Raw genomic sequence first — 12,392 nt, forward strand, 5'->3', positions numbered from 1 at the left:
ATGGCGGTGCAAAGAAGAAACACCAAGCAGCGGAAGCTGGTTCTTGACGCCGTGCGCCAAAGCTATAACCACCCCACCGCCGATGAGATCTACAACGCCGTGCGCGCGCAGGATGACAAAATCAGCCGCGGTACGGTCTACCGCAATCTCAATCTCTTAGCCGACGCCGGCGAGATCCTCTCCATCAAGACGCCGGGCGGCAGCCGCTTCGATCGCACGATCGAGCCGCATGCGCATATCATCTGCACCTCGTGCAGCCGCGTCATCGACGTACCGCTCCCCTTCGATGCCCAACTCGACGCCAAGGCGTCCGAGCAAATCGGCTGGAACGTCACCTCGCACTACACCATCTTCGAGGGCCTCTGCCCCAACTGTAGGTAGATTTTGGGACATGCCTACTCAGCAAGTAGACGACGCAGCTCTTCTTCGACCGTGCGCACGTAGCGGACACGGTCATTGACACCGCGCATGCTGGGATTGCAGCTCTCCATCAGATAGGGATGGCCCACCACGTTGAGCATGTCGCGATCGTTTTCGTTATCGCCAAACGCCATCATTTCGTTAAGTGAGATCCCCAGCGCGCAACCATAATCGGCAAGCGCGGACCCTTTGCCCGAATCAAAGCCGATAAAATCGGTCCATTCGGTTCCCGACGTCATCACGTCGACACGGTCGCTAAAGAGGCGCTCGAAATACTCCAGCGCCGCCGGCTGCTCTGTCTCGGGCGTTTGAAACGCAATCTTAATGACATCCTCGTCAATGTCCTCGGGACGGTCGACCACCGCCACATCGCAGTGGACCTCATAGCGCAGGTGGTCAACAAACGCATCGTTGCCGCTTATGGTGTAGAGGTGCCCCTCGCACGAAAGTGTCACGTCGGCATGGGGATAGGCGACCACGGCATTCGCGATATCCATCGCCAGGTCACGCCCCATAGAGCGCTTGACGACAGCACGCCCCTCGCTCATGACCAGGGCGCCGTTTTCGCATACATAGGCGAGCTCATCGGCCACCGGGGCAAACAGATAGCGCAAGCTCGCATATTGACGGCCGCTCGCCGGCATAAACACGATACCGCGACGATGCAGCTCATCGATGAGCTCAAATGCCTCAGGACGCGGCTCGCGCTCCCCCGGATGCAGCAACGTGCCGTCCAAATCGCATGCAATCAGCCTGATTCCTTCAAGACCCATATGCTTTCCCCCACAGCATCTCATCAACAGCAAGACGGACTTTGAATAGTTGCCTCTCAAAGTCCGTCTTACTTATACGCACGTTAACCGCGTGCCTTCTTTACGATCGTAAAGTCTGGAGCCATACTCACAACGACATCCGCCGCGCTCGATGCAAAGCGTCGACCGGCATCGAGCTCGCGTGTGACCACCGAAAGCCGAACGCCCTCGATACCCCGGAGCATGCGACCCAAAACCGGTTGCACCGGCGTATACATGCGCACGGTATGCTCGTCCGAATCGCCTCGGAAAAGCGGCGCGTGCATATTACCGATCTCCCAGCACGCATGTGCGAGCACAATCGGATCCATGCGGTCGACTTCGACCAAATAGACCTCGGCGCTGCGCAGGCGCACGACAACCGCTACGGGCACCGCGCCCGTGCGGTCAATAGCAAGCACGTCACCGTCGGCAAGACGCTCGCCATCAGTGGCATCCAGCCGGGCATTCACCGTGCGCCCCAGCTCCGTCACGCCCACAAACAGGCGCGCATCAGCCTGGTCCCAATCGAGCAGTAGCTCGTCAACTTCAAAGACGCCGCCCAAATTCCGGCGGAGCAGGAGTTCATAGGACGGATCGTTGAGATTTCCCAAGCATGTCGTCGAAACCAAGCGCTCGGGCATACTCTAACCCTCGACCTCGACGAGCTCGATATCAAAGTTGAGGTCCTTGCCGGCGAGCTCGTGGTTGGCATCGAGCGTCACGGCCTCGGACGTCACGTCGATGACCACGGCGGGGACGGGCATGCCGCTGGGCGTGGACAGGAAGAGCTTCATGCCCTTCTCGATCTGCTCGATGTTGGGAACCTGCTCGGCCGGGAAGGTAATAACCATCTCGGGATTGTGCTCGCCGTAGGCATCGGCAGCAGGAATGTGCACGGTCTTCTTCTCGCCCACCTGCATGTCGACAACAGCGGCGTCGAAGCCCTTGATCATCTGGCCGGCGCCGCAGGTGAACTCCAGCGGCTCGCCGCGATCGTAGGAGCTATCGAACTGCGTGCCGTCGTCGAGCGTGCCGCGATAATGGGTCTTGACCTTCTTGCCCTGGTTGGACATGGTAACCTCCGTGATAAGGGCGGCGCACAACGCGGGCCGCCATGAACATATGGCGCTAACTATACCCTAGTCATACAATTCAAAGACAGTTTGCAAAGAAACGCTGCAACCGGAGGAACCATGGCATATCCCGTATTTGACTTACACTGCGACACCGCCGACCGCATCGGCTGGGCCACGCTCGATCTCGACCTGCGCTTTACCGCGGGCACCGACGGCTATTTCCCCGGCGACGAAACGCATCCGCAAGATTTCGACCTCATCGAGGGCAACGCCTGCGCCATCTCGCTCGCAAAGATCGGCAACACGCCGTGGGCACAGTGTTTCGCCACGTTTGTCCCCGATGAGATTCCCGCCGCCCACGCAGCTCGTTTCCAGGCGCAGATCATGGCGCATATGAGTGGCAAGGCCATGCTCAATCACGACCGCATGGTCAACGTGCGTAGCGCCGCAGACATTCGCCCCGCGCTCAAAGACGGCAAGATCGCCTGCATCCACACCATCGAAAACGCCACGTTCTTTGCCGAGGACCCCGCGCTGATCGAAGTGCTCAAGAGCTTGGGCGTGCTTATGTCGTCACTCAGCTGGAACGCGCAGGGACCGCTCGCGAGCGGCCACGACACCCACGCCGGCCTCACCGCCGCCGGCATCGAGGCACTTACGCAGATGGAGCACGCCGGCATGATACTCGACGTCTCCCACCTCAACGATGAGTGCTTTGACGAGGTTGTCGCCCACGCCACGCGCCCCTTCGTCGCCAGCCACTCCAACTCCCGTGCGGTTTGCGGCGTCAAGCGCAACCTCACCGACGACCAGTTCCGCACCATTCGCGACATGGGCGGCATCGTCGGCCTCAACTACTGCAGCGAGTTCCTATCCAACGATGCGACCGACAAGACCACCGCAGACGTCACCTTCGACCAGCTAGCGGCACATATCGAGCACTGGCTCGACCTGGGCGGCGAAGATGTCATCGCACTCGGCGGCGACTGGGACGGCGCCAAGGTGCCCGCTTTCCTCTCCGATGCCAGCAAGATGCCCGAATTCCAGAACATGCTCTCCAAGCACTTTGGCAAGACCGTGATGCAGAAGCTCTGCAGCGATAACGCCCTTGCCTTCTTCGAGCGTTATTAATTTCACATCCCTTGAGCGGGCCGGCATACCGAACGGTCGAAATGCCGGCCCGTCCCCAATCTGAAGGACCGCTTTTGACGCAGCAGTTTACGATTTTCCTACCCCGACCGGATGGGATGCCCATCCCCGTCGTCGTTACCAAAAAGCGCGTCAAGAACTTCAACCTACGCGTCACATCGAGCGGTGAGGTCCACGCCAGCGCACCGCTCGGCGCCAGCCGCGAGCGTATCGAAGCGTTTGTGAAGCGCAACAGCGCCTGGATTATCAGCCGACTTGCCCAGCGCGAGCAACGTCAGACGACGGCACAGGAGCCGCTCAGCCCCTCGTCCATCATTGCGCTTTGGGGCAAGCCCATCACGGTACAGGACGCACTCGATCACAACTTTGTATCACCCGCACCGCGACCCCAGCAGGCCACCTTCGCAAGTTTTATGGGTGCCGACAAGTCGAACGAACGCCCACAGGCCAAGCGGCTCGCAATCCTCGACGGTCTAACGTCCGACGAGCTCCAAGCCCACATCGACCAGCTCTATACGTCCGAGGTCACATCGGCGCTGCGCGATATTTTGCACGCGTACGAAATCGCAATGGGCGTCTCCGTTTCCCGCGTTTCCGTACGCAGCATGAAAACGCGTTGGGGCTCGTGCACGCCCAAATCCGGCGCCATTCGCATCGCACGCGAACTTGCCGCCTATCCCATCGAGTGTCTCGACATGGTTGTCGCCCACGAGCTCGTCCACCTGCTCGAGCCAAGCCACAATCAGCGGTTTCACGCCCTGCTCGACACGTACTGTCCCAACAATAGAGCTCTGTCGCAGCGGCTCAAGCAGCCGCCCCTCAACAAGCTCTAGCGTCGACTAGCGCACGCGCTCGATCTCGACGCCGCAGCTTGCCAGGGGAAGACCGACGGGAGCCCAAGGCTTATCGAGCTTAACACGCACGCCAAGCAGCAAGGGGTAACGACGCAGCAGCATCTGGGCCACACCCTCGGCTGCCGCCTCGATGAGTTTAAACGTATGCTCGCGCAGATAGCCATCGACATCGTGGCACACCGAGCCGTAGTCAATCGAAGCGTCCAGGCTATCGTGCTCCCCCGCTGCACGCAGGTCGGCATAGAGCACCAAGGACACGATGAACTTCTGGCCCAGCACGTTCTCTTCGGGATACACGCCATGGTTAGCAAAAACCTCAAGACCTTCAACGGTGATGCGGTCGGCATGGCGCAGATCGTCATAGCTCACGTGGGGTACCGCCGTTGCGGTGGATATTTCGCCCCTTCCACGGCGGGCGAGCTCGGCGCCTTCAGTCTTGGTTGCATTCTCGGGCAGTTTCTTATTGCTCATCGCGATCGTCTCCTTCGTTTAGGACCCCGACCGCGCAAACTAACTACACGCGAATCGACAGGTTCTTTTTACCATCGCTCCAGTTGCAAGCATTGCGCGCGAGGCATGCAAAGCAAGCGCGCGACGCTTTGTCGGCTGCATAGAGCAGGCGCTCAAGCGGTTGGCTGTTCACGCGCAGCTTTCGATGGCCCAGAATGGCCGTCTTAATGGCTGCGGCATCGGCCGGCTCAAACGCCACGTCATCGGGCATGCCGCCGAGAATCGCATCAGCGACGCGTTCGCTTGCAACATCATGAGATATACCCGATTCATACTGTTCATCTTTGCCGATATCGTGAAGAAGTGCCGTGGCGTAGATGACCTCGCGGTCAAATTCGAGCTGCTCCTCGAGATTCTTGATCCACATAATGCGAGCGACATCGAGAAGATGGTCAATACCATGGCGGCAGAAGATGCGCCCCGATTCCAACTGTGCAATGTTGCCCAGGTGCCGCCGGAACAGCCCGTTGGCACAAATGTAATCAATACGAGGCATGGCACCAAAGGGGGCCAGGCCCGAAGCCATAAAGCCGCGACGCGACGTCCCCTCGTCGGTCTTCGATGTAAAGTCGTTGACGACCCTCATGCTAACGGCCCAGCATCCTAAAGAACCGCTCCTCGAGCGCGGGATCGGTCTCAAAGACGCCGCGTCGAGCGAGCGTTACGGTCTTGGCACCAGGCTTTTGCACGCCACGCATCGTCATGCACATATGCTCGGCTTCCATGAGCACAATCGCTCCCTGGGGAGCGAGATAATCCATGAGAGCGTCGGCAACCTGCGCACACAGCTGCTCCTGCAGCTGCAGACGGCGGGCATAAACCTCAACCGTGCGGGCGAGTTTGGAAAGCCCAGCCACCCGACCGTTAGGGATATAGCCAATGGCGGCCTTGCCATAAAACGGCAGCAGATGGTGCTCGCACAGCGAGTAGAACGTGATGTCGCGCTCGATAACCAAATCGTTCGAAGCGACGGCAAAGGTTTTGGACAGGTGCTCCTCGGCACTCTGGTCCATACCGCCGGCGATCTCACCATACATACGGGCAACGCGAGCCGGGGTCTCCAGCAGGCCCTCACGAGTTGGGTCCTCGCCTATGCCCTCAAGCAACAGCTTAATGGCGGTCTCGACTTTTTCCTGATCGACCATCTGGGCCTCACTTTTCCGATTTTGCGTTCGCGCTATGGTACCACGCCCTTTGGCATCGGCCACAAGCTACATAGTATGGGTCGAATAGACCGGATCGTCCCGCCAAAGCTCCACAGCGTCGCAAAGCGCAACGCCCTCGCGCACAGCACGGGCGCGCGTGGCGTTCATATCAATCACGCGCTGATTGCTCGAGCCCCTAAAGCGCAACGAGATATCGTACAGATCCTGAACGAACGGGCCGTCCACCAACATGTCGAGGCAGGCAAGGATACGGTCCGTCACCTCGGTATGGTGGCGACCTCCCGGCATAAGCTCCTCGAGCACATCACCGGTGAAGCACCAAATGGTCTTCCCCGACCCCGCTGGATAGGCCGCGCGAACACGCTCGACAAACTCAACGAGTCCCGCCTGATTCTCAGGCTCCATAGGTTCGCCGCCCAAAATCGTCAGGCCATCGATAAAGGGATGGTCGAGGCTCTCGATAATCTTGTCCTCGACGGCACGATCGAACGGCTCGCCCGCAGCAAAGTCCCACGCGACAGAGTTAAAGCAGTTCTTGCACCCACGACGGCACCCGCTCACAAACAGAGAAGTACGAACGCCTTCCCCATCAGCAATGTCGAAATACTTAATGTTCGCGTAGTTCATAGGTAACCTTCCTGGGGGTCTGGAGCATATCATCCCGTCCTCAAACATTCTCGGCCTTCGGCCTGCGAAACTGCGGGCGGGACGATATGTCCCGGCCTCATGCAAAGGGTAACTCAATGAACGAAGCGAACATCGAGCATAGGGTTCGAGATCTAATAAAAACTGGGTTGCGGCTCAACCGCCATCGCAAGTAAATCGCAGCTGCAGCTCGAATTATCTCCGCTAAGAACTTCGAGGAGTGAGCAGACCGCATGCCGCATCTCAGCTACGTCAACTTGGCCGCCCCGTAGCGAGGCCCCGGACCTTTGCTCGATATGAGTTCCGCACGAACAGGAGGCGCCAGTGGCGCCTCCGTCGTGAGCCAGGACTGTCCGAAATAGCGAGTAAAGGTCCGGGGCCTCGCTACGGGGCGGCCTGGGATGGTTATTAGAGATGCAGCACGCGGTCGCGGATCTCCTCGGTTCGGCCCTGGTTCCAGAACTGGGTACCGATGTAGCCGCACGTACGACGGGCGACGTTCATCTTCTCCTGATCGCGGTTGCCGCAGTTAGGGCACTCCCACACCAGCTTGCCGTCATCCTCGACAATCTTGATCTCACCGTCGTAGCCGCACACCTGGCAGTAGTCGCTCTTGGTGTTGAGCTCGGCGTACATGATGTTGTCGTAGATGTACTGCATCACGCGAATGACAGCCTTGAGGTTGTCCTGCATGTTGGGAACCTCGACGTAGGAGATGGCACCGCCCGGCGAAAGCTGCTGGAACATGCCCTCAAACTTAAGCTTATCGAAGGCGTCGATCTCCTCGGACACGTGGACGTGGTAGCTGTTGGTGATGTAGCCCTTGTCCGTCACGCCCGGGATGATGCCAAAACGACGCTGCAGGCACTTGGCGAACTTGTAGGTCGTCGACTCAAGCGGGGTACCGTACAGCGAGAAGTCAATATCGCTTTCGGCCTTCCACTCGGCGCACTTGTCGTTCATGCGCTGCATGACGGCCATGGCAAAGGGCGTGCCCTCCTTCTCGGTGTGGCTGTGGCCCGTCATGTACTTGACGCACTCATACAAGCCGGCATAACCCAGACTAATGGTGGAGTAACCGCCCACGAGCAGCTTATCGATCGTCTCGCCCTTCTTCAGGCGGGCGAGGGCACCGTACTGCCAAAGAATCGGTGCGGCGTCAGAAAGCGTACCCATCAGACGCTCATGACGGCACAGCAGGGCGCGGTGGCACAGCTCAAGGCGCTCGTCGAAGATCTTCCAGAACTTGTCCATGTCCTGATGCGAGCTCAGCGCGACATCAGGCAGGTTGATGGTCACGACGCCCTGGTTAAAGCGACCATAGTACTTGGGCTTGTTCGGGTCGTAGTTCAGCGCATTGGCAACGTTGTTAAAGCCGTTGCCCGAGCGGTCGGGCGTCAAGAAGCTGCGGCAGCCCATGCAGGTATAGCAGTCGCCGTTGCCGGCGGTCTCGCCCTTCGACAGCTTGAGCTCGCGCATCTTCTTCTCGGAGATGTAGTCGGGAACCATGCGCTTGGCGGTGCACTTGGCAGCCAGCTGGGTCAGGTAGAAGTACGGGGAATCCTCGTGAACGTTATCGTCCTCGAGTACATAGATGAGCTTGGGGAATGCCGGGGTAATCCAAACGCCGGCCTCGTTCTTAACGCCCTCGTAGCGCTGGCGAAGCGTCTCCTCCACGATCATGGCAAGATCGTGCTTCTCCTGAGGCGTACGGGCCTCGTTAAGATACATAAAGACCGTCACGAACGGCGCCTGGCCATTGGTGGTCATAAGGGTCACGACCTGATACTGAATCGTCTGGACGCCGCGACGAATCTCATCGCGCAGGCGATCCTCAACAACCTCGCGGACCTTTTCGGGAGATGCGGAAACGCCGAGCTCCTCGAGCTCGCGGGCGACCTCGCCGCGAATCTTCTGACGGCTCACCTCAACAAACGGAGCAAGATGGGTCAGCGAAATCGACTGGCCGCCGTACTGGGAGGAAGCAACCTGAGCGATAATCTGCGTCGCGATGTTGCAGGCGGTCGAGAAGCTGTGCGGCTTCTCGATCAGCGTGCCCGAGATAACGGTGCCGTTCTGGAGCATGTCCTCCAGGTTCACCAGGTCGCAGTTGTGCATGTGCTGAGCAAAGTAATCCGAATCATGGAAGTGGATCAGGCCCTCATTATGGGCATCCACGATCTCTTGAGGCAGCAGCACGCGCTGGGTCAGGTCCTTGGAAATCTCGCCGGCCATATAGTCGCGCTGAACGGAGTTGACGGTCGGGTTCTTGTTGGAGTTCTCCTGCTTGACCTCTTCGTTATTGCACTCAATCAACGACAGGATCTTGTCATCGGTCGTGTTCTTCTGGCGCTTCAGGCTCTGAACATAGCGATAGATGATGTAGTGGCGGGCAACCTCGTAGCAGTCGAGACGCATGATCTCGTCCTCGACCAAATCCTGGATCTCCTCGACCGAAACGGTGTGGCCCGCGTTCTCGCATGCCTCGGCGACGTTTTGCGCCGCATAAACCACCTGGCGGTCGGTTAGACGAGAGCTCTCCTCGACCTCCAAGTTGGCGGCGCGGATGGCATTGACGATCTTATCGATGTCAAAGACAACCTCGGTGCCGCTGCGCTTGATGATCTTCATCCTCTTGCCTCTTTCGCGTCGTAGCCTCATTGCGCTTCAGAGCCAAACGATGCCCGGCAGGGCTTGCCCCTGTCTTGCGGCGCCGTCGCGCAATCTGTGTTCTCGATAAACCATAAGCCTCCATGCGGACATTCCCTAGAGCCAATCAAGCGGCTCAAGGACACGTTCGAAAGAGGCAGTTAAGGTCTTCGTTCTCTGTCCGCCATCTATCATACGACAAAGACACATCTATATCCTGTATTCTTTTTTTAGGTCAAACACAACATATAGTGTTTCAGCAGGTCAAAGCAATTGGTCATTTTCCAGACGCATTAATTATGAGGGGTTCTTGGCAAGTCGGTAAAACGTTACCAACACGGCTACCTGCATGGCAGTTATAAAACCCCCTTAGTCAAGCCGCTGACAAATCCTACCAAAACCAAGCCGCTCACGCCAAAAGAATCCAAAAGATTATGCTTGACCAACATGTTGCGGTCACGATCGGCCAGGACGTATGCAATCTGCCGGCACCTCTACGGGATGCGAAGACCATCGCGTACAGACCTTGGATCAATATTTAGTAGCTTATTTGCCGGCATGTTTGGCGGCATAAAACAAAACAGCCCAGAGGACATAGCCTCTGAGCTGCGAACATTTGGTGGGCGTTAGAAGATTTGAACTTCTGACCTCTTCCGTGTCAGGGAAGCGCTCTCCCCCTGAGCTAAACGCCCAAATGGAGCGGACAACGGGGCTCGAACCCGCGACCCCAACCTTGGCAAGGTTGTGCTCTACCAACTGAGCCATGTCCGCCTGCGAGGATTTAATATACGGGATGATCAACCCAAATGCAAGAACTTTTTTTAAAAAGTTTTGCGACGCCCTCGCGAACCTCGCGAGGACATCAGCCACCACGGAAGGCGCAGGCAAACGCAAACTCGCCGCAAGAGGCCACTACATCTCGCCGAGCATGATCCAGGCAGAGCTGTCCTGCGTGAGCCTGCCGTCTGCAAGCGGTGATGAGGTGAGCAGGACCCTGCCCGCCGGCAGCTCCACAGGTGCTGCACCGAAGTTCGTCACACACGCCCAGCCGTTATCGCGGCGATAGGCGATGACGCCGCCCTCAGCGCCCTCGGCACCATCCGCAAGACCGGTGCGCCCGTCAAGATCGAGCCACGCAAGATCGTTGGCGCACCCGCGCAGCTTGCGCCGCAGCCAGAGGGCGTCACGATAGAGCGCAAGCATCGATGTCGGATCCGCTTCTTCCCTATCGGCAGCGTAATCGGAAAACCATGCAGGCTGCGGCAGATGGGGCACCGCATCGGCGTCCGCCGGTGAAAACCCAAACGATCCGCCTTGCGCGGGATCGTCCGCCGCCACCCACGGCAGGGGCACGCGACAGCCGTCGCGCCCCTTCTCGCGCTTCGGTCCGTGCGTATTGGTCGCAGTAGGATCTTCGAGTGCAGCCCACGGGATGTCAGCCACCTCAAAAAGGCCGAGCTCCTCACCCTGGTACACGTATGCCGAGCCCGGAAGCGCCAGCTCAAGCAAAAGGGCCGCCCGCGCGCGGCGCTCGCCGAGTTCACGGTCCTCGTCATAAGACGACCCGTCGCGTAAGAGCCAGTCGAGCGCAATCTGGTGGTAGCGCGTCGCCTTGATTTGCGGCAGGGCATAGCGTGTCGCCACGCGCGGCACGTCGTGGTTGGAGAGTACCCAGGTCGAGGCGGAATCGGATTCGACGGCTGCCTTCAAGCCCTTCTCGATTGCAGTGTGCATGTCATCATAGGTCCAAGTGGCCTTGGCAAACTCAAAATTGAATGTCTGGCCAAGCTCGCTGGGGCGCGCGTAGAGATACTGGCGCTCGGGCAGCACCCACGCCTCGGCAACGGCGCTGCGCGGCGGATCATAGCGGTCAAACACGCGACGCCACTCGCGATAGATCTCATGGACCTCGTTGCGGTCCCACAGTGGATGGGTACCGTCGTCAACCATGTCATCGCCCTCGGCGAGATGCCACCGGTCGAGGTCATCGCGGTCGAGATCCTTGGCGAGACCCTGCGCCACATCAATGCGAAAGCCGTCGACGCCTCGATCGCTCCAAAACGCCAGGACGTCGCAAAAGAACGCGTGAACCTCGGGGCATGACCAGTCAAAGTCCGGCTGCTCGGGCGTAAACATGTGCAGATACCACTGACCGTCCGCAACACGCGTCCAGGCGGGGCCGCCAAAGTTGGCATTCCAATTGGTGGGAGGCAGCTCACCATGCTCGCCGCGACCATCGCGGAAGATATAACGGGCGCGCTCGGGCGATCCGGGGCCGGCGGCAAGAGCGGCTTTGAACCAGGGGTGCTGGTTGGATGAATGGTTGGGCACGATGTCGACGATGACCTTGATGCCGCGCGCGTGAGCCGCAGCGATCATGTCATCGAAGTCGTCAAGCGAGCCGAGACGTGGGTCGACATCGCAGTAGTCCGCCACATCATAGCCACCATCGACAAGAGGCGATGGGTAAAACGGGCTCAGCCAGATGGCCTCGATACCCAGCCGCTCAAGATAGTCCATCTTCTGGGTAATGCCCGCGATATCGCCCAGACCCGAACCAGTCGAATCCTTAAACGAGCGCGGGTAGATCTGATAAATCGCGGCATCGGACATCCATGAGCGCGAAGAAGACTTTTCTGTAGCCATGGGGCGTATCTCCCTTGCAACGAGGTTATGCGAAATGCCCACGATGATACGCCCAAAGCGGACATTCGCGGCAAACAACGCCACAGCCACGCCCCAAAACGCTCGCTCCCTCTCGGGTTCGAGCCCATGCAATGGATACAAAAAAGCCCGGCTACCGTAGTAGCCGGGCTGTTGCGTTTGGAGCGGACAACGGGGCTCGAACCCGCGACCCCAACCTTGGCAAGGTTGTGCTCTACCAACTGAGCCATGTCCGCATATGTAAAACAAAACGGGCGCCGGAGCGCCCGGATGTTGCCTGGAGGCGAAGCCCGGATTCGAACCGGGGGTAAAGGCTTTGCAGGCCTCTGCCTTACCACTTGGCCACTTCGCCGAAAAAGGACCGCCTAAACGGTCCGGAAATGCAATGGAGCGGACAACGGGGCTCGAACCCGCGACCCCAACCTTGGCAAGGTTGTGCTCTACCAACTGAGCCATGTCCGCTTG

General features: G+C 58.9%; 12 protein-coding genes and 5 tRNA genes. 3 read left to right on the top strand and 14 right to left on the bottom strand.

Annotated elements, in window-relative coordinates; translation table 11 throughout:
* Positions 1-381, top strand: coding sequence for a Fur family transcriptional regulator (locus I4W07_RS02985; RefSeq protein WP_006234400.1), 381 nt, complete (start codon positions 1-3; stop codon positions 379-381).
* Positions 382-395: 14 nt separating this feature from the next.
* Here I4W07_RS02985 and I4W07_RS02990 read toward each other — a convergent pair whose 3' ends face one another.
* From I4W07_RS02990 to I4W07_RS03000, 3 genes are all read right to left on the bottom strand, one after another.
* Positions 396-1,193, bottom strand: a complete 798-nt coding sequence (locus tag I4W07_RS02990) for an HAD-IIB family hydrolase (RefSeq protein ID WP_196025573.1) — start codon at positions 1,191-1,193, stop codon at positions 396-398.
* A gap of 83 nt (positions 1,194-1,276) precedes the next feature.
* Complete coding sequence (locus I4W07_RS02995) at positions 1,277-1,855, bottom strand: urease accessory protein UreE (RefSeq protein ID WP_196025574.1); 579 nt, start codon at positions 1,853-1,855, stop codon at positions 1,277-1,279.
* Between the two features lie 3 nt (positions 1,856-1,858).
* Complete coding sequence (locus I4W07_RS03000; RefSeq protein WP_117766192.1) at positions 1,859-2,287, bottom strand: FKBP-type peptidyl-prolyl cis-trans isomerase; 429 nt, start codon at positions 2,285-2,287, stop codon at positions 1,859-1,861.
* 120 nt (positions 2,288-2,407) lie between these two features.
* Here I4W07_RS03000 and I4W07_RS03005 point away from each other — a divergent pair, with 120 nt between their 5' ends.
* Both I4W07_RS03005 and I4W07_RS03010 read left to right on the top strand, forming a co-directional pair.
* Positions 2,408-3,421, top strand: coding sequence for a dipeptidase (locus I4W07_RS03005; protein ID WP_196025575.1), 1,014 nt, complete (start codon positions 2,408-2,410; stop codon positions 3,419-3,421).
* A gap of 74 nt (positions 3,422-3,495) precedes the next feature.
* The gene (locus I4W07_RS03010) at positions 3,496-4,272 is read left to right on the top strand and encodes a M48 family metallopeptidase (RefSeq protein WP_196025576.1); all 777 of its coding nucleotides are present in this window, start codon (positions 3,496-3,498) and stop codon (positions 4,270-4,272) included.
* 6 nt (positions 4,273-4,278) lie between these two features.
* Here the strand turns inward: I4W07_RS03010 and folB are convergent, their stop codons facing one another.
* From folB to I4W07_RS03065, 11 genes are all read right to left on the bottom strand, one after another.
* On the bottom strand, positions 4,279-4,764 hold the full coding sequence (folB, locus tag I4W07_RS03015) for a dihydroneopterin aldolase (RefSeq protein WP_196025577.1): 486 nt from the start codon (positions 4,762-4,764) through the stop codon (positions 4,279-4,281).
* 43 nt (positions 4,765-4,807) lie between these two features.
* Complete coding sequence (locus I4W07_RS03020; RefSeq protein WP_196025578.1) at positions 4,808-5,389, bottom strand: HD domain-containing protein; 582 nt, start codon at positions 5,387-5,389, stop codon at positions 4,808-4,810.
* A 1-nt stretch (position 5,390) separates the two neighbouring features.
* A complete protein-coding gene (gene folE, locus I4W07_RS03025) occupies positions 5,391-5,948 on the bottom strand; it encodes a GTP cyclohydrolase I FolE (RefSeq protein WP_196025579.1) in 558 nt (185 codons plus the stop codon).
* Between the two features lie 66 nt (positions 5,949-6,014).
* Positions 6,015-6,596, bottom strand: a complete 582-nt coding sequence (gene nrdG, locus I4W07_RS03030; protein ID WP_196025580.1) for an anaerobic ribonucleoside-triphosphate reductase activating protein — start codon at positions 6,594-6,596, stop codon at positions 6,015-6,017.
* 426 nt (positions 6,597-7,022) lie between these two features.
* On the bottom strand, positions 7,023-9,245 hold the full coding sequence (nrdD, locus tag I4W07_RS03035) for an anaerobic ribonucleoside-triphosphate reductase (RefSeq protein WP_055309732.1): 2,223 nt from the start codon (positions 9,243-9,245) through the stop codon (positions 7,023-7,025).
* Between the two features lie 635 nt (positions 9,246-9,880).
* Positions 9,881-9,955: transfer RNA gene (locus I4W07_RS03040), tRNA-Val, on the bottom strand.
* Between the two features lie 3 nt (positions 9,956-9,958).
* Positions 9,959-10,034, bottom strand: a tRNA-Gly gene (locus tag I4W07_RS03045).
* Between the two features lie 141 nt (positions 10,035-10,175).
* A complete protein-coding gene (locus I4W07_RS03050) occupies positions 10,176-11,909 on the bottom strand; it encodes a glycoside hydrolase family 13 protein (RefSeq protein ID WP_196025581.1) in 1,734 nt (577 codons plus the stop codon).
* 178 nt (positions 11,910-12,087) lie between these two features.
* Positions 12,088-12,163, bottom strand: a tRNA-Gly gene (locus tag I4W07_RS03055).
* A 42-nt stretch (positions 12,164-12,205) separates the two neighbouring features.
* Positions 12,206-12,279, bottom strand: a tRNA-Cys gene (locus I4W07_RS03060).
* 34 nt (positions 12,280-12,313) lie between these two features.
* Positions 12,314-12,389 (bottom strand) — tRNA-Gly (locus I4W07_RS03065).
* Between the last annotated feature and the right edge of the window lie 3 nt (positions 12,390-12,392).

This window comes from Collinsella aerofaciens (assembly GCF_015670745.1).
Classification (GTDB): domain Bacteria; phylum Actinomycetota; class Coriobacteriia; order Coriobacteriales; family Coriobacteriaceae; genus Collinsella; species Collinsella aerofaciens_T.